This window comes from Maridesulfovibrio frigidus DSM 17176, assembly GCF_000711735.1.
Classification (GTDB): domain Bacteria; phylum Desulfobacterota; class Desulfovibrionia; order Desulfovibrionales; family Desulfovibrionaceae; genus Maridesulfovibrio; species Maridesulfovibrio frigidus.
The window spans coordinates 182,165-202,150 of record NZ_JONL01000008.1 but is presented as its reverse complement, the minus strand read 5'-3'; the positions used below and the strand labels follow the sequence as shown (position 1 = coordinate 202,150).

General features: G+C 43.3%; 16 protein-coding genes. 3 read left to right on the top strand and 13 right to left on the bottom strand.

Annotated features, from left to right (window positions below; genetic code table 11):
* Positions 1-58: 58 nt before the first annotated feature.
* Positions 59-3,598, top strand: coding sequence for a FecR domain-containing protein (locus BR06_RS0115800; RefSeq protein ID WP_031484787.1), 3,540 nt, complete (start codon positions 59-61; stop codon positions 3,596-3,598).
* A 95-nt stretch (positions 3,599-3,693) separates the two neighbouring features.
* On the opposite strand, the gene BR06_RS0115795 is transcribed toward BR06_RS0115800, so the two are convergent.
* The 9 genes from BR06_RS0115795 to BR06_RS0115755 form a co-directional block, all read right to left on the bottom strand.
* Positions 3,694-3,942, bottom strand: coding sequence for a hypothetical protein (locus tag BR06_RS0115795; RefSeq protein WP_031484785.1), 249 nt, complete (start codon positions 3,940-3,942; stop codon positions 3,694-3,696).
* Entirely contained in the window at positions 3,939-4,184 is a 246-nt protein-coding gene (locus BR06_RS0115790; protein WP_031484783.1) for a hypothetical protein, read from the bottom strand. Before BR06_RS0115790 ends, BR06_RS0115795 begins: the two co-directional genes overlap by 4 nt.
* 68 nt (positions 4,185-4,252) lie before the next feature.
* Positions 4,253-5,581, bottom strand: a complete 1,329-nt coding sequence (locus BR06_RS0115785) for a tetratricopeptide repeat protein (RefSeq protein WP_031484781.1) — start codon at positions 5,579-5,581, stop codon at positions 4,253-4,255.
* Between the two features lie 250 nt (positions 5,582-5,831).
* On the bottom strand, positions 5,832-6,716 hold the full coding sequence (gene sppA, locus BR06_RS0115780) for a signal peptide peptidase SppA (protein WP_034603071.1): 885 nt from the start codon (positions 6,714-6,716) through the stop codon (positions 5,832-5,834).
* Positions 6,703-8,451, bottom strand: a complete 1,749-nt coding sequence (locus BR06_RS0115775; RefSeq protein ID WP_031484777.1) for a 30S ribosomal protein S1 — start codon at positions 8,449-8,451, stop codon at positions 6,703-6,705. Before BR06_RS0115775 ends, sppA begins: the two co-directional genes overlap by 14 nt.
* A 629-nt stretch (positions 8,452-9,080) precedes the next feature.
* Positions 9,081-9,230 carry a hypothetical protein gene (locus tag BR06_RS20365; protein WP_156952722.1) on the bottom strand — a complete coding sequence of 50 codons (150 nt, stop codon included), beginning with the start codon at positions 9,228-9,230 and terminating at the stop codon, positions 9,081-9,083.
* 15 nt (positions 9,231-9,245) lie between these two features.
* Positions 9,246-9,926 (bottom strand): phosphate signaling complex protein PhoU, encoded by a 681-nt coding sequence (gene phoU / locus BR06_RS0115765; RefSeq protein WP_031484775.1) that lies wholly within the window; start codon positions 9,924-9,926, stop codon positions 9,246-9,248.
* A 113-nt stretch (positions 9,927-10,039) separates the two neighbouring features.
* On the bottom strand, positions 10,040-10,801 hold the full coding sequence (gene pstB, locus BR06_RS0115760) for a phosphate ABC transporter ATP-binding protein PstB (RefSeq protein WP_031484774.1): 762 nt from the start codon (positions 10,799-10,801) through the stop codon (positions 10,040-10,042).
* Positions 10,802-11,101: 300 nt separating this feature from the next.
* Entirely contained in the window at positions 11,102-11,881 is a 780-nt protein-coding gene (locus BR06_RS0115755) for an AMIN domain-containing protein (RefSeq protein WP_084154199.1), read from the bottom strand.
* Positions 11,882-12,006: 125 nt separating this feature from the next.
* Between BR06_RS0115755 and BR06_RS0115750 the strand changes: the two genes are divergently transcribed.
* Entirely contained in the window at positions 12,007-13,425 is a 1,419-nt protein-coding gene (locus BR06_RS0115750) for a metallophosphoesterase (protein WP_031484770.1), read from the top strand.
* A gap of 27 nt (positions 13,426-13,452) precedes the next feature.
* Here BR06_RS0115750 and BR06_RS0115745 read toward each other — a convergent pair whose 3' ends face one another.
* Positions 13,453-15,936: a glycogen/starch/alpha-glucan phosphorylase gene (locus BR06_RS0115745; protein ID WP_031484769.1), complete on the bottom strand. Its 2,484-nt coding sequence runs from the start codon at positions 15,934-15,936 to the stop codon at positions 13,453-13,455.
* Between the two features lie 278 nt (positions 15,937-16,214).
* Between BR06_RS0115745 and BR06_RS0115740 the strand changes: the two genes are divergently transcribed.
* Positions 16,215-16,616, top strand: coding sequence for a MucR family transcriptional regulator (locus BR06_RS0115740; RefSeq protein WP_031484767.1), 402 nt, complete (start codon positions 16,215-16,217; stop codon positions 16,614-16,616).
* 105 nt (positions 16,617-16,721) lie between these two features.
* Here BR06_RS0115740 and BR06_RS0115735 read toward each other — a convergent pair whose 3' ends face one another.
* The 3 genes from BR06_RS0115735 to BR06_RS0115725 form a co-directional block, all read right to left on the bottom strand.
* Positions 16,722-17,474, bottom strand: coding sequence for an OmpA/MotB family protein (locus BR06_RS0115735; RefSeq protein ID WP_051677135.1), 753 nt, complete (start codon positions 17,472-17,474; stop codon positions 16,722-16,724).
* 110 nt (positions 17,475-17,584) lie between these two features.
* A complete protein-coding gene (locus tag BR06_RS19375) occupies positions 17,585-19,435 on the bottom strand; it encodes a PAS domain-containing sensor histidine kinase (RefSeq protein WP_051677134.1) in 1,851 nt (616 codons plus the stop codon).
* The gene (locus BR06_RS0115725; RefSeq protein ID WP_031484762.1) at positions 19,432-19,974 is read right to left on the bottom strand and encodes an MASE1 domain-containing protein; all 543 of its coding nucleotides are present in this window, start codon (positions 19,972-19,974) and stop codon (positions 19,432-19,434) included. The genes BR06_RS19375 and BR06_RS0115725 overlap by 4 nt, the downstream gene beginning before the upstream one ends.
* Positions 19,975-19,986 lie beyond the last annotated feature (12 nt).

Genomic DNA, 19,986 nt, shown 5'->3' with positions numbered 1-19,986 from the left:
TAATAGCTTAGTTTAGTAAATAATCGAAATATTTTAATTTTCCCCGCGGAGTCCCTATATGCCTGAATCTCAAAATAGCCCTACTGAAATCGGTGTCATTACCGGCTTAACAGGAGAAGCTTACGCAGAATCTGATTCAGGTTCTCGCGTTCTTGAACCAGGTAGCCCTATATTCCAAGGGGAGCATTTAGTCACAGGCCCTGAAGGCAACATCGAGGTAAGATTCATCGATGACACGCTGCTATCTCAGGGTGGCAATTCCCGCATCACTCTTGACGACTACGTTTATGATACAACCGACACCTCGGCATCTGAGCTTCTGCTAGATATTACAGAAGGAACATTTCGCGTAGTTACAGGTAAAATAGCCGAACAAAACCCTGAAAGATTTAAAGTTGGATCCCCGCTTGCCACCATCGGTATTCGCGGCACAATTACCGTCCATGAAGTCAAGCCCGGCGGCATTGAAAAGCACGGGGTCGAAGAAATTCACAGCGGTAAAGCTCTCATAGTTCAAAGTAATATTGATGGCGCAATTCGCCAGATAGCAAATCCGCTCGGTATGGTTGACGTATCGCCATCCGGATCACTTAGCCCTGTTCGTCCTATTTCCCCTCAGGAGTTAAGCTCCTTCCGAGAAATAGCTCCTGCCAACATCAGAGAAGAACAGGAAATCATCCAAGAGCGCCAAGAAGAAGATGAAGACTCCCCCGATGAAGATCAGGACGACGCACCACAAGAAGGTGATGGCGAAGGCGAAGGTGAAGCCCTCCCTGAAGATGTAGCACCCGGTGGTGGAGAACCAGAAGGCGGCGAAAGTGGCCTGCAAGGCGCACAAGGAGTGATGCCCGGACAAGTCGGTGAACCTCCAGTTGGGCCACCTGTAGGAGTTGGACCAGAAAATGGGAGAGGCGGACCAGAGTTCGCTCCACCACCAGAATCTCCTATTGATGAGCCTCCACCAAGACCTGACGATCCTCCGTTAGATCCTGATCCAGATCCGGAGCCAGAGACTGTAATATTCACTATCGATGACGATGACGATGACGATAGTGCTGGCGATGATGACATCACATACAACACCATCACTGGAACCTCTGAGTCAGATAACCTCACAGGAACTTCCGGTGCAGACAAAATGCTCGGACTCGGCGCAAGTGATAAACTTTACGGCGAAGAAGGTGACGACTCCCTTAGTGGGGGAGATGGCGACGACCTCCTGAGTGGTGGATCCGGAGCTGACACCCTTACAGGTGATGCCGGAAAAGATACCCTCACAGGTGATGACGGGAACGATAGTCTATATGGTGGAACAGATGATGACATACTTTACGGTAAAGACGGCAACGACGCGTTATACGGTGAAGACGGAGCGGACACTCTAAACGGCGGACTCGGAGATGACACGCTCGACGGTGGAACTTCCGGCACAGACATAGATTTCGCATCCTACTCAGACGCAACAGCAAGCGTGACCGTAAACCTTGCTACGAATACCGCAACAGGCGCAGACGGCAACGATGTCCTAAACAACATAGAAGGCATCATCGGCTCCAATTCTGATGACAACCTCACGGGTGACGGCAACGCCAACTGGTTTGAAGGCTTAAACGGAAACGACACCATTGATGGTGGTGATGGTTCTGACTGGATACAGTACGAAAATGCTTCCTGCGATATCCAAGTAACGCTCAGTGACGCTGGAGGTACAGCCACTGGTGCGGCAGGAACAGACATACTTTCCAATATTGAAAATGTTATCGGGTCAAGCTACAATGATATTATTATCGGTTCTGCCTCTCAGGCCAACACACTTATGGGTGGAAGCGGGAACGACACTATTACGGGTTTGGGCGGAAGCAACTCAATCGCGGGTGGTAGCGGTACAGATACAATTTCTTTTGCAGACCCCAGCGCAAGCGTAGGGGTAAGCGTTAGTGTAGATGTTGCCGTAGGAGCTGGCTCAGCAACCCATGATGGTGGCGTTGACACTTTTTCCGGCATCGAAAGTTTCATAGGTACTGCTTACAATGATACATTCACAGGAAGCGATGGGGCCGAAACCTTTTTCGGGGGCGACGGGAACAATACGATTTATGGGGGCGACGGAACAGACACAATTTCTTTTGCAGATCCCGACGCAACAGTAGGAGTAAGCCTTAGTGTGGATGTGGCAGAAGGAGCCGGCTCGGCTACCCATGATGGTGGAGTTGACACATTTACCGGCATCGAAAGCTTCATAGGCTCTGATTTAGGAGACACATTCACAGGTAGCACTGGTAATGAAACTTTCAGCGGGGGAAAAGGAATTAACACCATCACTGGTGGAGGCGGGAACGACACTGTTTCATACGCTGATGCCGCCGCAGGGATTGTTGTCGGCTTGGGAGATGGGGTAGGAGAACATGATGGCTACACAGATGTACTCTCAGACATAGATAATGTTTACGGTTCAACTAAAGATGATACCATTGACGGAGATGGCCAAGCCAACTCAATAAGTGGTAACAGTGGAAATGACATCCTTGACGGTGGACTCGGCGACGACTTCCTTTATGGTAACGGTGGTGACGACACCATTTTAGCAGGAGAAGGAGGCGACTCCATAGATGGTGGATCTGGAACAGATACGCTTTCATTTGCTTCTGCTGCTGAAGCAATAACCCTCACCTTCGCTTCCTCTGGATCAGGAAATGCAACTCACGGTTCGGTCATAGGAAGATATGAAAATTTTATCAGCATTGAAAAAATAATCGGATCAAACAACGGTGACTCACTCACAGGGAGCACCGGAAACGAACATTTCGAAGTTGGGCAAGGCGAAAACTCCATTATTGGTGGCGAAGGAACAGACACGCTCTCTTATATACACTCGTTAACCCCTGTAACCATCAATGGTACAGCTGGGGCGAATGGCACAGATGGCACAGTTGTTCACGACGGAGTCACCGATACATTTTCAGGTTTTGAAGTCTTCGAAGGCTCTGCCGGCGCAGACATGATAACGGGTGGAACTGGTGCTGAAACTTTTATCGGAACCATGGGGAATGACACTTACGTTGGCGGGGGGGGAGATGACGTCTTGAGTTACGCTTCACTTGGTGAACTTTTGACAATCAATATGCAGGACGGCACAGTCGACCTTTCTGGAGGATCCCCATTCCATGATGTTTTCTCAAGCATAGACTACGTCATAGGTTCATCTGTAGCTGATAATTTTGGCGGCAAAACTTCCGGAGCTGAGACAATTCAAGGAGGCGGTGGTAACGACACTATGGTCCTTTATGACACAACAAATTCAGTCCTCGTGTACAGTTCTAAAAGTGACGGAGGCGACACAATAACAAATTTCAACTCCGCCGAAGATGACTTTAAATTCAGCGGTGATGACTTTAGCAGCTCAGCTGGATTCAAGACCATTTCAGAAACATACGATGGAACCAATGGCTCTTCTGAAGACACCAGTGCTTATTTCGTATTTGATAATGTCGGTAAGGCTCTATGGTATGATTCCAACGGGACTGAAGATGGTGGAAACACTCTTATTGCAACCATTGACTCTGGTGATGATGTTACTCTCTCTGACATCACATTCTAAAAGCAATTATAGTACCCCAGTCGCATACAAACTAAAGAAAAGCCCCCTTAGATTATAAATCTAAGGGGGCTAAAAAATTACCAATCACATAACATCTAATCGAAGCCATCATCCATGTACTGGCTTTCAATCATATTCTTACAATTAACGATTTCAGCCTTTATATTCCTAAGCTCGATCAATAAATTTCTCTGCTTGTCGATAGCTGAATCGAGTCTATTTCTAAGTCCGACTTCTTCAATCTGAAAGGCCTTAAGCTGATCTGTATGCCAAGAAGTGATCATGTTGTTGATAATCAGCGCAAGAATCATAATTCCGCCGGAAAGAACAAGAAATAAGATCATATCTCATCCCTCATATCGGTAAGCTCTTCCTTAAGTTCTTCAAGATGTTCACGTTCAAGAGCAATATCTTCTTGAATCTGCCTTGTTCCAATCACAAGCCTCTTAACACGGAATTCAACCTGATCACGAAAGTTATCAAGCTGCATTCTGCGTCTGGATATATGTCCGCTCACATTCATAAAGCGTCCATAAATAATCATGAAGATTATAAATCCTAAGACAAGTACTGAAATCGAATACATCTATAAAAATCCTGACTTTTAAAAATCGTATAAAAACTAACGAAGCTCAAACACAAAGTTACTTTTTTTTAAGTACCTGCTTTCTTAAGCAACTTTTTAAGCTGAACATCATCAGCAAAAACAGTTAAAGCTTCACCGATGATAGTACGTGCATCATCACTCAAGCCTACTTTAAGAAATATTGCTGCAATGTTCCGGGCCACAGCAGGAGAGGCTTTATGAATATCTCCATCAATATTAATGGCTCTTTTGAATGACTGAGCACACTTAGCATACTCTTTACCATCAGTATAAGCCAATCCTATATTATAATATAAGCCAGCTTCTTTGGGAGCCACTCGAAGGGCTTCCTGGTAATTAGAGACTGCATTTTCCCACTTCCCCTGCTTGCGCATAGCAATCCCAAGACGGTTATAGGTCTCAAGATCTTCCGAACTAAGACTAGCTGATTTAACCGATAGAAGTTTGGTATAATACTTTTCAGCCATCGAAGGAGATACATCAAATAACGATTCCGCGATCCCACTCATAACTTGAGAAAGATAGCTATGAGCTTCTTTAACAGCACACTTGCATGCCTGATCAAAGAAAACTTCTGCGTCTTCGAGTTCCTCGCGATCAAGATGGACGCGCCCTATCTCACATTTGCGCTCAGTATTTAAAGGGCTGATTCGATCAAGCTTCTTTAGGTAAACCAGATACTGCTCGTCGTCATTCTCTTTATAAAACGCAGCTAGCTTCTTGATAGGCTCCATGAAAACAGTAGACTGCTCATGCGCCTGCATAAAGGACTTAAGGGCTTCATCTCTGCGCCCAAGTCCGCTGAGGGCGTCGCCGATCAACATCAAAGCAGCAGGACTTCCTGGCTTCATTTCCAAGATTTTGTCACCAACAAGCATCACTTTTTCAAGGTCTCCCTTGCGGAGTAACTCCTTACCAACCTGCACAAGCTGATTCAGCTTGCCCTGCGGTTTGATAGTAAAAGCCAGCTTCTGAACTAAGCTGTCGACTGAAACAGGCTTGGTAATAATATTACTTGCGCCAATCTCATGTAAAAGAATGAGCTCTTCTTTACTTATCTCACCAGTTAAAACGACCATTTTTACATCAGGAAAAAGTCTTCTGATATTCAGGACAAAATCAGCAGAAGGTTTACCTTTTAGCAACCTTTCCACAAAGACTATCACAGAACCGCCTTCATCCACTTTTTCTTTAATCTCCCGCATAGCAGGAGCCTGCTCCTGAAAAGCCGACAAGCAGTCTCGCCGAATTGCCAGAATTTTGTATAAAGTCCCTCGAAGGAGCTTATAAAAACCGGGTTCATCGCTTAAAAGAACTATATAACCTGAACGTGCTTCAAAATATTCACGAACAATCTTATCGTAACGAGTTTCCACAAAACCCTCTCTTTCTTATCTAAACACTCACATTTACTATCAGCATCATTAATTATCAGCTCTCTGCAAGCTAAGCGAGCACTGTCCACCGTATAGGCCACAATAGATTCTATACCATTAAGGCTAGGTTCGCACGAAACGAGCGGGATGCACAAGTGCTACTTTCTTGATTTTAGAGGTAAAAATAAATTAAACCTATTACCTGTGTACAAATATTTAAACAGAATCGGACGAGTGAAATCTGCATAGATCAATAAGATAGAATAAAACCATCCCCACCAAATGAACCGGAAGGAATAATTCCCAGAGAACCAAGTATTTCTTTGAGCAACGGCTCATCTTTTTCAGGGCCCTCTATGAATGGTACATCGCCTTCAATATTACATAGAGCCTTCAAAACAGTCACGCTGTCTTCAAATCCACCGAGTCTATCTACAAGACCAAGCTCTTTTGCCTCACGGCCGGACATAGCCCTACCGTCAGCAATTTTTTCGACATCTTTATGGTCAAGTTTACGGGCCGCGGCAACGTCATCTACAAACATGTTATGCATGTCCATAATTAAGTGCTGAAGATACTTGCGCTGCTCTTCTGTCAGCTCAGAATACGGTGATCCTGCGCCCTTCAGATTTCCGCTCGTAATAATGATCGGTTTAATGCCAATTTTATCCATGAGCTGTTTAAAACTTGCGTACTCAGCTTTAACCCCGATACTGCCGGTGATTGATCCAGAGTTGGCAATAATCTGAGTAGCCGGAGCCGCAGCGTAATAGCCTCCTGAAGCCGCAACAGTTCCAAACGAGGCAACGATAGGCTTAACTTCCGCAAACCGCTTTACCGCAAGGTATAGTTCTTGTGACGGTGCAATGGTGCCGCCAGGAGAGTTAATCCTTAAAAGAACGCCCTTAACTGATTTATCTCTACGCAATTCTCGTAAAAACTTCACCGTGGGCAAAGAGTCTGTAATAGTTCCCTGTATATTAACTACACCGATCATATCGGATCCCAGCATGCGGTCTGCTTTTCCATTAAAAAAGGCTGTGATCCCCCATAGGAGGACCACAGCCATTAAAAGCAGGCTGAACCCGAATAAAAACGGATGCCTTACAGAGAAACTATGCCTAGGATTCGTCATCCTCAGACTCAGCAGCTTTCGCTTCGGTTGCATCTACAAGCTTCTGCCTGAGGAGTTCACCCAAAGTGTTGCCGGAATCAGCAGGACCAGAACGGAATTCTTTTGGCTTATGCTTTTCGCCATCTTCTTTCAGCTGTTTGATGGACAGACCTAGTCTGCGTTCATCAGCGCTAACGTGGATAACTTTAGCCTGAATGGTAACGCCTTCTTTAAACATCTCAGAAGGATTCTTGATCTTCTTATGAGAGATTTCAGAAACGTGAACCAAACCTTCAATACCTTCTTCAACCTCAACAAAGAGACCGAAGTCAGTGATATTGGTGATAAGTCCTTCAAGGGTACAGCCGACTGGGTACTTAGAAGGTACCTGAGACCATGGGTCATCGGAGAGCTGCTTTACGCCGAGGGTGAACTTTTCGTTTTCTTTATCAACAGTGAGGACTTTCGCCTGAACGGCATCGCCAACACTGTAAACTTCTGAAGGGTGACGTACTTTTCTTGTCCAGGAGATATCAGAAACGTGAATGAGTCCGTCAATACCGTCTTCGATACCGATGAATACACCAAATTCAGTGATATTCTTGATCTGACCTTCGAGAACTGTTCCTTCAGGGAACTTCTCTGCAACAACATCCCAAGGATTAGGCTTAACTTGCTTCATACCAAGAGAGATGCGTTTCTTGTCAGGATCAACACCCAAAACAATAACGTCAACTTCGTCACCAACACGAACCATCTGTGAAGGATGACGGAGTTTGCGGGTCCAGGACATTTCAGAGATATGAACAAGTCCTTCAACTCCAGCTTCAAGCTCAACGAAAGCACCGTAATCAGCTAGGTTAGTAACCTTGCCAGAGAACTTGGAACCTTCAGGGTACTTGCCGGAGATGTCTTCCCATGGATCAGGAACGAGCTGTTTGAGTCCGAGAGAGACTTTCTGTCCTTCCTGGTCAAAATTCAGTACTTTAAGCTCAAGTTCATCACCAAGTGCGACCATTTCTTTAGGATGCTTAATACGCTTCCAAGACATGTCGGTAATATGGAGAAGTCCGTCAAGACCGCCGAGATCGATAAACACACCGTATTCAGTGATGTTCTTAACCTTACCGATAATAGTCTGCTCTTCTTCAAGAGTTTCGAGCAACTTGGAACGCATTTCATTACGCTGTTCTTCGAGAAGAACACGTCTTGAAACGATTACGTTGCTACGACGGCGGTTGATCTTAAGGATCTTAAATTCGTATGTCTGATCTACCAGTGCGTCCATATCTGGAACGGGGCGGAGATCAACGTGTGAGCCAGGTAGGAATGCTTCAACACCGTCGAGATCGACTGTGTAACCACCTTTAATACGGCGTACGATTCTACCTTCAACAATGCCTTCGCTTTCCTGCATTTCTTCGAGTTTGTCGAAGAGCTGCATACGTTTGGCTTTGTCACGGGAAAGATGGATAGTGCCTTCGTTTTCGTTTTTGTTTGAAACATAAACGTCAACTTTGTCACCGACCTTTACGGTCATTTCGCCATCTACATCCAAAAATTCGGAAGCAGCAATCTGTCCTTCAGATTTGAAGTTAACATCAATAAGAACGAAGTCCTTATCAACCTTAACAACTTCACCTAGTACAATACTACCTTCGTCCAAGTTTCCGAAATCGGCATTTAGATAATCTTCAAGGGCAGCCTCGAAGTCCATATCCATTTCCATTTCAGAGTTCATTTCATTATTTTCCATAAGTTACCTCCAACAACAATGTCCCCGGACAATTTTTGGCATATTTTATAATGGGGAAGTACATTGAAATCAATTTGAGCATGCGTTCCGAGGCAGCCGATACACAAATTAACCATTGACAATGAAGTCATACTTCATCCCTATGCCCTGAAAGTGAACCTCAAGTTTCGAGTCCAATTATCAACAACGTTTTGTTCGCTGCTGGCAACTATTACAGACTTTTCCTCTTGAGATTAAGAGAACTGCTTCTATCTTAAAATTTAATATATGTAAACCAAATTTAGGGTTTGTTCAAATTCAAAATAGGAATAGTTGAGCCCAAAAACTCTTCTACAAAGCAACCTTGCCATAAATTATATTTCAAATGTTACCTGCAATATTTTTAACCAGCTTCTTTATCAGTATATATTAATCAAACCTTTTTTCAATTCAATTTGACAAGTGCGATAATATTAGAAAAAATCTACAATTAAGAGATCTACACTATGAAATAATGAGTTAGATTTTAAACGATTGAAGAGGTAATATGGAAATAGGTTCTGCAGTTGGCTTAAAGTAAACTCATCTGTGTACAAAATACTCGGCTATACCGAAACGGAGCTTATGTCCAAGACATTTCAGGACAGAACTCATCCGGATTTGATGAGGATCTGGGCCACGTGCAGCAGAAGCTCAATGGCTACATCAATGCCCACCAGATGGAAAATGAAGATAAGAAGTTTTTCCATACTTACCAGAACAAAAAAAAGGCCGGAATAATTCCGGCCTTTTTTACTCATCAAGCTAAATACACTTTACACCAGAGAATAGTTATCCAAGCAGTCATGCTTAACATTTATGCCCTGAGTAATAAAAATCACTGATTCCGCGATATTAGTCGCTTGGTCAGCCACTCTCTCAAGATGATTAGAAGCCATAATTAAATGAACGCCCCTTTCTACAAGCCGCGTTTCATGAACCATATCTTCAATCAATCCCTTTAAAATTCTCACATTCAAACTATCGGCACTATTATCCATGCCGCAAACTTTTCCAGCAAGAACAGGGTCTTCATCCGCGAAAGACTTTACGGCTTGAGCCACCATTTCGTTCGCAATCTCAGTCATCTGCTCAAGCTTTTTATTATAAGGTAAAGCAGGTCTTGTACTCAAAAATACGGCGCGCTGAGCTAAATTAACAGCTTCATCTCCGATTCTTTCAAGATTACTGCTTATACGCATGGCTCCAACAATGAACCGTAAGTCTCTTGCCATAGGCTGATCCAAAGCCAATAGACCGATATTAAATTTATCAAGCTCACATTCGAGCTCGTTAATTTTTATATCATTCATTATGACTTCTTCTGCCAGTTCCACATTATTCTCAAGAAGAGCTTTTACCGCATTATGAAGTGCGGCCTCAGCCATGCTCGACATGCGTAGAATCTGAACTTTCAAATCGTCCATCTTTTTGGTGAAATGTCCACGCTGCTCCATACTATATCTCCTCACACTGACTTTAAGTTCAAAAACGGACATAATTTGCCCGACGATATGTGACCTTTAGATCTCCGCCACACTTACGGGATCCGGCAAATAATCTTATCTATTTAACCGAAACGTCCGGTGATATAATCCTCAGTCTGCTTGTTCTTGGGCTTGGTGAACATTGTCTCAGTGTTGCCGGTTTCAATAAGGCGGCCCATATAAAAGAAAGCCGTTCGATCTGAAACCCTCGCAGCCTGCTGCATGCTGTGGGTAACAATAATTATCGTAAACTTCTTCTTCAATTCATGAATCAAATCTTCAATCTTTTGAGTCGCAATAGGATCCAGAGCCGAAGCAGGTTCATCCATCAGCAAAATTTCAGGTTCGACAGCCAAAGCCCTTGCAATACAAAGCCTCTGCTGCTGACCGCCGGAAAGACCAAGTGCTGAAGCATGAAGCCTATCCTTGACCTCATCCCAGAGCGCACTGCCCTTTAAACTCTCTTCCACCTTTACAGCCAGATACTCTTTATCCTTAATGCCGTTGACGCGAAGTCCATAAGCAACATTTTCGAATATGGATTTCGGGAAAGGATTTGGTTTCTGAAAAACCATTCCCACACGACGTCGCAAAGTAACAACATCAAGCCCCTGAGCATATATATCTTCATTATCAAGGGTAAGATCACCCTCGACTTTAGTGCCGGGAATAAGATCATTCATTCTATTTAGACAGCGTAAGAAAGTACTTTTACCACAGCCGGAAGGCCCGATAAGCGCGGTAACTCTATTCTCCGCAAAATCCATGGAGATCCCTTCAAGAGCTTTGAAGTCTCCATAGTAAAAATCAAGATTTCTGGAAGCGATTTTAACAGCTTGCCCCATTGGACACTCTCCATAAGGATTTACATAATCTCGCGCGTTTTTTTGAAACCCAATCAAGAACATCATGAAAAGGTTTCACTGTACTGGCCAAATGTGAATCTTATGTGACAGCGCGATAAGAAGTAACTATCCGTCATGAGTTACAGCCCAATGACTCATTTGTTACATTTCAGTTACGCAGATATTATGGAGAAGCTATGGAGAGAAAAGAAAGAAGAAAAGCAGAAGAAATAAGAATGAATAACAAAGGAAGAATGCCTAGGGCCTGCTAAGTGCTAAGCAAGCCTCAAAGCTCTTAAGCTAAAGCTTTATTTTAAGCTCTACACCGTCAGCAGTTTTTTTAATTTCAGGGGCAATTCGGGCCGCGACGCCACTCTTATTGATGTACAAAACCAGTCTCAATCTATCAGCCTGTTCACCGAGAACTATTTTTTCAACGGAGCAATTATCCAGACGATAAATTGATTTCGCAAAATTTTCCCACTGCCCGCGGACATCTATAACCAACTTTCTGGGACTGCTGACATTAAACCAAGTAACCCTGTCCGCTTGCTTAGAAAGAGATAGCTTTAAAGTAACGTATTCGTCAGTGCATTTAACGCTAAGAGCGCGAACCTTCCCGATTACACTTTTGGCTTTAACTACCTTTTCAGGGCTTTCAGTAACAGCTATCGCCGCAACTTTTTTTACTTCTGAGACTTTCACGACCTGTGAACTTCCTGCACCGGAAACAGCAGGACTCACGGCAGCAACATCTTCAACCTGGATATCTTCTTCAGCAATCTTGGCAACAACAGGAACATTACCAGCATTATCATTTACAGCATCTACGCCGGAAGAAACCTCTGTACTAGTAGAATTAGACCCTTCAGCAATCACAACGTCCTCTTCTGAAGAAGATAGAGGTAGAACAATATTACTCACTGGCTTTCGAACCACGGAACTTGAGGTTTCGTTTGTGGTAGAACTAAATTCAGCAATATAAGAATCAAAGGTTCCCATATAGTACAAAGCAGAAGCTGCTGAGCTGAGTATAACCATAAATATCAGAAATATAGTAAGAGAGCGTAAAGACATCATTATCCTTTTAAGTTTCAATGCTTAATTTAATTACCGAAATGCAATGTATGAAATTTTTGCACTGAAAGCAAAGCTAAACACCATGCAATCTTGACTAGCACAGGGATTCAGGGTTCAATCACGGTGTGAATAAAACTCCCTACCATATCCGACTACTATGTACTGTTGTAATACTTTTACTGCTTACTCCTCTTCTGCTGGGCGCAGACAGCGGGTGCGGAGCTGCCACCCCGTATAATCATGTGCTTGTCATCAGCGATGTACATTTCGATCCCTTTGATGATCCCACAATTTTTAATGATCTAGTAAATGCTAATGCAGCAGATTGGAATGCGATATTTGCGAAATCCACAGCCACAGACCTGCCGGGATATGGATCAGAAACCAACTATCCGCTATTATCAAAAGCTCTGAACTCAGCGGCATCTATGCAAAAGAATCCTTCGCTGATCATCTTACCAGGGGATATTCTGCGACACCACTTCGCCTCAACCTTTAATGAGTTATTCGGAGCAGGGGTTACTTCCAGCGACCGCAATGGATTTATTCTCAAGACATTAAAATTTTTCATTCTGCAAGTGCAAGAACATTATCCAAACACCCCAGTACTGTTTACCCTTGGCAATAACGACTCATATCAGGGAAATTACCTACTCGATGCGGGAGGGGAATTTCTCTCGGAAACAGCTGACATGTTCTACACTGATTTCCTCAAATCTCAGGCTGATTCCAGTGCATATTCTACCACCTACAAAGCGGGAGGATATTACACAGCTACTTTTGGAAGAGACGACATTATATTCATCAACCTCACTTCCATACTTTTTTCTAAGAATCGTCCCACCCCAGTACTCGGAGATGCAGCCTATACACAGCTCGACTGGCTAGAGTCACAGCTCCTTGCGGCTAGACAAGCTGGGAAAAGAGCCTTCATCGTAACTCATATTCCCCCAGGAACGGATGTTTACGGCACAGTAAAGCAGTATATGAAATCAAGCGGAGCAATATCTGACGTAGCCCCAATGTGGCACGCGGATTACCAAACCCGCTTCATGAGTATAGCTGACACCTATGAAGATGTGCTCGAAGTCGCCTTCAGCGGCCACACACACCTTGATGAGTTCAGGCTTATATTTGATGCAGCACGTACCCGCAATGGGGACCCAATACTGACCTGCCAATCCATAAGTCCTATATTCTACAATAATCCCGGATATAAACTGTTCACGCTAAATGCTACAAATTGGGAACTTATAGACTATAAGGCCTACACGCTTGATCTTACGGATCAAAATGCTGATTTTAAAATAGCATATAGCTTCCAAGATCAATATGTAGTAGGCGCACCAACCTCAAAAGGTATGACAGATCTATTTACAAGCTTTGGAGTCAGCTCATCGGCAAAAGACGATTACATAGCCAACTATTACTCAGACAGCGAGCATAACGCTATAAATGACACAAACTGGCCTTCATACCGTATGAGCGCAGGCTACATTCGCCCAGCTCTATACAAAGCGGCCGTTAATGCGAGCATACCTTAATTAGGTTTGGTAAATTTTATAAAATAGCTATTCATCTTCACCCTTCATAGGATGAACTCCCCAAATACTTGTGGCATAATCCATGATAGCTCTATCACTTGAAAAATGGCCTGATCCGGCAGTGTTTAAAATAGACTTTTTAATCCATTCTTTACGGTCAAGCCAAACTTTTTCAAGCGCGTCCTGTTCATCAATATACGCCCTATAGTCAGCCAAAGTCATATATTGATCGCCACCTTCAAACAGAGAATCCAGAATAGGAGCGAAAAGCCCGCGATCACCCTCTGAGAAAGTGCCATCACCAAGCAAATGCAGGACCTCTGCCAGCTCTTGATCTCCAGCTACAACATCACCCGGAGAATAGCCGTCGCGTTTACTTCTTTCAACTTCATCGGCATCCATACCAAATATAAAGATATTCTCCCGACCTACTTCTTCCATAATCTCAATATTCGCACCGTCCAAAGTTCCGATGGTCAAAGCACCATTAAGCGCAAATTTCATATTACCGGTTCCAGATGCTTCAGTTCCTGCCAGTGATATCTGTTCTGAAACATCAGTAGCAGGAATAATAAATTCAGCTTGTGAAACACGATAGTTCGGCAAAAATGCAATACGAAGTTTATGGTTAACGGAGCTATCCGAATTAATCACAGCCCCGACCGAATTAATTAAACGAATAATTCTTTTTGCAAGAAAGTATCCGGGCGCGGCCTTACCTGCAAAAATCTTAAGACGCGGAACAGCAACACTTGAAGGGTCTTTCTTGAGTCGGCAATACAAAGTAATTGCGTGCAATACATTAAGCACTTGTCTCTTATACTCATGAATTCTCTTAACCTGAACATCATACATCCAGTCAGCGGGGAGATACAGCCCGTACTCTTTACGAGCATACTCAACCAACCTTTTCTTCGCCTGCAAGCGACAATCATACCATTTATCCTGAAACGAACTGTCTTCCGCCAGCGATTCAAGTTTGCGAAGCTGAGACAAATCTGTAACCCAATCCGGACCAATTTTATCTGTGATCAACTCAGAAAGAGGAATGTTGCATTGCTTGAGCCATCTGCGCGGAGTAATTCCGTTCGTCACTGAAGTGAATCTATTCGGGAACATCTCTACGAAATCGTAAAAAATATTCTTCTTGATAAGCTCACCGTGCAATGTGGACACACCATTAACAGTGAAACTTCCTACAACTGCGAGCCACGCCATACGGACCTGAGGATATTCTCCTTCCTCAATAATAGACATACGCGCCAACCTGTCACCATCACCGGGGAAACGGCTTTCAACATCATCCAGAAAGCGCCTATTAATTTCAAAAATGATTGATACATGACGCGGAAGAACCTTACGCATCATTTCAAGCGACCATTTTTCGAGAGCTTCAGGCATTACGGTATGATTCGTATAAGCTAAAGTCCGTCGGCAAATTCTCCATGCATGATCCCAATTGAGCATATGCTCATCAATCAGTATTCTCATCAGCTCTGGAATTGCGATTGCAGGATGCGTTTCATTCAGATGAACCACAGCCCTGTTCGGCAGTTCTGAAAAATCGAGTTTTAATTTTTTAAATCTACGAAGCATATCCTGAATTGTCGCAGATACGAAAAAATACTGCTGCACAAGTCTAAGCTCGCGCCCTTCACTGAGCCTATCACTGGGATAAAGTACTTTGGAGATGGTTTCGGTTTTAACAGCATCTTCCATTGAGCGGATATAATCGCCACTATTAAATAAATCGAGGTTGAACCGCCTTGCAGGCTGAGCCTCCCAGAGCCTCATATTAATGACATTTCCATTTTTATAGCCGGGAATCAGCATATCCACGGGCATAGCCATTACTTTCGCACTATCAGCCCAGCGGTGCCTTATAGATCCATCGTCATGGGTGTACTGTTCTTCTTTACCGTAAAGCCCGATGGTAAATACAAACCCCCTTCTGCGGAATTCCCATGGATTCCCGACATGGAGCCAATCATCCGGCAGCTCAACCTGTTCTCCATTTTCAATAGCCTGCTTAAAAATACCGTATTCATAACGTATCCCGTAACCATATCCGGAAATCCCAAGCGTAGCCATTGAATCGAGGAAACATGAAGCTAACCTGCCTAAGCCGCCATTGCCTAGCCCGGCATCAGCTTCGGCACTTTCTACCTCTTCTAATGTGACACCAAACGTATCGAGGGCCTCTGCGGTCTCTTTCTCAACACCAAGGTTTATGGCGTTGCTTGTAAGCGATTTACCAACCAGAAATTCGAGTGAAAGATAGTAAACACTTTTTGCACTGCTGTTATAGTAAGATCTCTGCGTTCGTATCCAGTTACCTACCAGCCTATCACGCAAGGAATAAGCTAAAGATTGATAAAGTGAATGTTTATCTGTCCTTCCATAATCTCTGCCAAGATCTGAAAGATGATGTTGGCAAATACTTTCAACCAATGATTCGGGATTAAGCTCTCCCATATTCTTTAAAACTTTATCAAAGTCTTTTGTAGGCATGATGCAACCTCGCCAGTTTCAATGTATTCTATCCCAAGCAACTTATTTTACTTAAAATCACACTATAAACTTGCATATCATAAGCCGAATTAATTTTCCAAACAAACCTCATTTGATTCTGCACTTTTTTAACATTCCACTTCACCTTTATATCCATGTGATGTTACAAATGTAGTCTATAAAAAACTAATAAGTCTTCAACATCATACTTTTAATGAAGCAACTCAAATCTGAATTGTTACACAGAGCAGAAGCAAAACAAACAGTGGGGAGGTAAAATGGAAGACAATTTAAAGGCAGCTCTAGAAATTGTTAAAGCTCAAGCAAGTGTGCGGACTATGACAGAAGACGAGATAACCTCTATGGTTCGAACTCTTTCAGCCGGAATAAAAACAATAAGTGAAGGATTGCTGGAAGATTCCCCTGTAAAGCAGATTGCACCGGTCGACCCTAAAAAAGCTATCAGAGAAAAAACCATTATTTGCCTTGAATCAGGAAAACCTTTTAAAGTTATTACCAAACGGCATCTCGCTAAGTTCGATATAACCCCTGAAGAATATCGGGAAAAGTGGGGCTACGCAAAAAAAACACCGCTGGTATGTAAATCTCTTCAGCGCGAACGCCGCAAGAAAATGAAAGAAATGAAGTTATGGGAAAAGCGTAAAAAGCAGGAAGATTAGAACTTACAAAGAGCTGCAATTGTAAAAGCCCGGAATTGCACCTGCTTAAACAGGACAATTCCGGGCTTTATTATGAAATTTTCTCACAGACTTAAAGTGACCAAACTACCATTCATCTGACGGAGGCTGGTAATAGTATTCAACCCTGCGATTAAGAGCTCTGTTTCGATTCGATGTATTAGGAACCAAAGGTTTCGTGCCCGCATATCCTACAGCTTTAACTCTGGTTGGAGAAACGCCGGATTTTTCCAAAATATATCGTAGACAGGATGCTGCCCGGGCCGCAGAAAGTTCCCAATTAGATGCATAGACATTATTCTTTGTTGCCCGGTCATCGGTATGCCCTCTGACAACAAGATTAAAATTTTTAGTCTTCATTAAGTTCGATATTTTATTAAGCACTTTGTGAATTCGAGGATCAAGAAGTGCAGTTCCTGGCTTAAATATCGCACGGGAAGGCACGCGCACAAGCACCCCTTGCTGATCAGAATTAACAGACATAAGCTTGGAAACTTTACCAGCATTAATGAACGCTCTGATATCCAATTCTAAGGCCGCCATATCTTTCTTTGCGGACTTTTTTAAAGAACTGGCTGAAAAAGGGCTTTCTGAATAAGCGACCTTGCGTCCACTTTTGTCCATGGTCTGGACACCAAAAGCTTCTGTCATCGACCCTTTCAACTTTTCAAAGTTAGCAATATCCTGATTTGCAAACGATAAGAGAAGAACAAAGAAACAAAGTAAAAGAGTAACCATATCCGCAAATGTCGCCATCCACGGAGGAAGTCCCTCTTCAGGGGGAGGGGTAACAGGAGGCTTCCCCATTATATATATAATTTCTTCTTCTTTCTTAGCCACAACCTATCTCCATGAATTCAATAAAGGAGCACGTAACAAGCTGCACTAATAACCATGAACATGCTACTCTGTAAATCCAAAGAGTTCAAATCGTCCGTCATTTATAGCCATCATGCCACTTTTACGCATTCATCGGAAACAGCCTCCTGCAACTGAGGAGAATCGCCGATAGGCAGCTTTACTATAAACCGCGCCCAGCTCCCGGGCTTTGAATGAGCTTCCATGATCCCCTTGTGCTGGTCAGCTATGACAAAATATGAAACCGAAAGCCCCAACCCGCTTCCCTGTCCCAATTTTTTGGTAGAATAAAATGGTTCAAAAATTCTTTTAAGTACATCTTCATCCATACCTGGACCATTATCTTCAACCTCAACTACAGCCATGTTCTCTTCCCTTCGTACACGAAGAACGAATTTTGGGTGAGCACCGCGATAATCTTTCATCACCATGTATTGAGCACCGTTCTTAAGCAAATTAAAGAAAACCTGCTGAATGTCGCTGCTTTCACAATATACTTCAGGGACTTCTGCATCATATTCTCGCACGATTTCTATCTTGCGAAAATCGTAATGCCTTTTAAAGTCATAGTCGTTTGTGGCAAGTTCCAAAGTTTCATCGAGCATTGAAGCTAGATTATGCTTTCCAAAATTATCGTCCTCTTTGTGACTAAACCGGGCCATATTACCAATTATTTTGGCCGCACGGTTGCTTGAAGAATAAATTCCATCGAGCATCCTCGGCACATCTCTTTTCTCTAAATACTCTCGCACCTTATTAAGTGAAACTTCACATTCCGAAGCAACGGTCTTATTTTTCTCGAGTTCACCGAAAACACGGTTATTGATATTTTGAGCATGCCCGAGAATTGCAGCAAGAGGGTTGTTAATCTCGTGAGCCATCCCGGCAGCCAAACCTCCGATAGACATCATCTTTTCATTCTGGATCATTGCCTGTTCCATTTTGATAAGTTCAGTCACATCATCAATCAGAATTACAGCTCCCTCTACTCCATTCGCAATTAAAGGATATATTGTTACATCCTCATAGCAAACCCCAGTAACCGAATGGCGCATCTTTCTCTGTTCACGTCTAGTTGTCTTTGATTTGATGCTTTCAAGGATTCCTTGCATATCATCTTCCATCTGAGGAAAAACCTGAATCAGCATCTTTCCTTGTACAACTTCAGCCGAAAGACCTGTAACCTTTGCGGCCATTTTATTCCACAAAGTAACATTGCCATCTCCGTCAACACCTACAAGCACAGATGGCATTGAATCTACTATACTAGAAAGATAATTGCGGAGTTTACTTAGCTCGGACTCCTGGCTATTGCGCTCTGTTAAATCTCTAAATACAAGAACAACGCCCGCAACCTCTCCATCATCATCTATAATAGGAGAAGCTGAATCAGCTATTTCATACTCCTGCCCATTTCTTGAAACAAGCACAGCATTTCTCGGAAAACTCTGACTTTCCTTCCGAAGAATAACCCCTTCAATAGGGCTTGTGCAGACAGCTCTTGTCTTAGAGTCAACAACCTTTACAACATCCGCAAAGCAAAGCCCCTCAGCATCGGCAAAAGGCCACCCCGTCATCCTTTCTGCAACAGGGTTCATACGAACAACATACCCGTCCGAATCTGTTGAAATTACGGCCTCTCCGATAGAATCAAATGTAGTGCTGAGATTTTTCTCACTTTGCCGCGCATGTTCTTCTGATCGTTCAAGCTTAGCATACATCAGGGAACCAAAACTTCCACTGAGCACCAAAACACAGGTAAACATAACTCTTATAAAGAGTTCATGAGGCTCATCTATTGGCAAAAAAAATGAAAAAAATGTTTTTCCATGAGAGTTAAACCAGAGAAACTCAACAATAGCATCACTCATCCAAAGGCAGGCTGCAATGAAGGCAAAAACTGCCAACATATCCTTCCCAGAAAATTCCGATCTCGTGGTCATACCAGCCTCCGGCTCTCGGCCCAGATCAAGTAAGGGAGTGCAAATAGTAATGTCCCCAGCGAATGGGCCATACCCCATCTAACCATGAAAGAAAGAGCCATACCTGAAGATAGTTCTCCAAAAAAGAGCAGACTCCCGATTCCACCTAGAGAAGCAACAAAAGGAACAAATATAAGGCCGATCAAAAACACTATAATAAAATCACGTAAGCTCTTTATCTTCAGCTCCCGTGAAATCCTTTTCTTAATAAGAATAGCCCCTAAAACAGGCCCGAGAGTGTTTGCAACTGAAATGCTCGCGGCAAGCTTCAAAGCTACTCCCAACGTGAAATAATCTGCCAACACAACTCCGACAGCAATACCCACAGCCACCGACCATCCACGATACAATGCTACAATCAAAGCAAGTGCTGCAGCAGGCCATATTGGCATAGGCATAATTCCAACGCTGCTGAAAAGTAACCAGTTCAAATAAGTAATGAACCAGTATCCAAGAGCAACAGCTCCGTTTTCGCAAACAAATTTTAGGATTCCCACCATACCTTGAACTCC

Excerpts from the sequence above, each read along its gene's own strand:
- BR06_RS0115800 (WP_031484787.1), top strand. The coding sequence starts at position 59 with ATGCCTGAATCTCAAAATAGCCCTACTGAAATCGGTGTCATTACCGGC.
- BR06_RS0115795 (WP_031484785.1), bottom strand. The coding sequence starts at position 3,942 with ATGATCTTATTTCTTGTTCTTTCCGGCGGAATTATGATTCTTGCGCTG.
- BR06_RS0115790 (WP_031484783.1), bottom strand. The coding sequence starts at position 4,184 with ATGTATTCGATTTCAGTACTTGTCTTAGGATTTATAATCTTCATGATT.
- sppA (WP_034603071.1), bottom strand. The coding sequence starts at position 6,716 with ATGACGAATCCTAGGCATAGTTTCTCTGTAAGGCATCCGTTTTTATTC.
- BR06_RS0115775 (WP_031484777.1), bottom strand. The coding sequence starts at position 8,451 with ATGGAAAATAATGAAATGAACTCTGAAATGGAAATGGATATGGACTTC.
- BR06_RS20365 (WP_156952722.1), bottom strand. The coding sequence starts at position 9,230 with ATGAGTAAAAAAGGCCGGAATTATTCCGGCCTTTTTTTTGTTCTGGTA.
- phoU (WP_031484775.1), bottom strand. The coding sequence starts at position 9,926 with ATGGAGCAGCGTGGACATTTCACCAAAAAGATGGACGATTTGAAAGTT.
- pstB (WP_031484774.1), bottom strand. The coding sequence starts at position 10,801 with ATGGGGCAAGCTGTTAAAATCGCTTCCAGAAATCTTGATTTTTACTAT.
- BR06_RS0115755 (WP_084154199.1), bottom strand. The coding sequence starts at position 11,881 with ATGATGTCTTTACGCTCTCTTACTATATTTCTGATATTTATGGTTATA.
- BR06_RS0115745 (WP_031484769.1), bottom strand. The coding sequence starts at position 15,936 with ATGCCTACAAAAGACTTTGATAAAGTTTTAAAGAATATGGGAGAGCTT.
- BR06_RS0115740 (WP_031484767.1), top strand. The coding sequence starts at position 16,215 with ATGGAAGACAATTTAAAGGCAGCTCTAGAAATTGTTAAAGCTCAAGCA.
- BR06_RS19375 (WP_051677134.1), bottom strand. The coding sequence starts at position 19,435 with ATGACCACGAGATCGGAATTTTCTGGGAAGGATATGTTGGCAGTTTTT.
- BR06_RS0115725 (WP_031484762.1), bottom strand. The coding sequence starts at position 19,974 with ATGGTGGGAATCCTAAAATTTGTTTGCGAAAACGGAGCTGTTGCTCTT.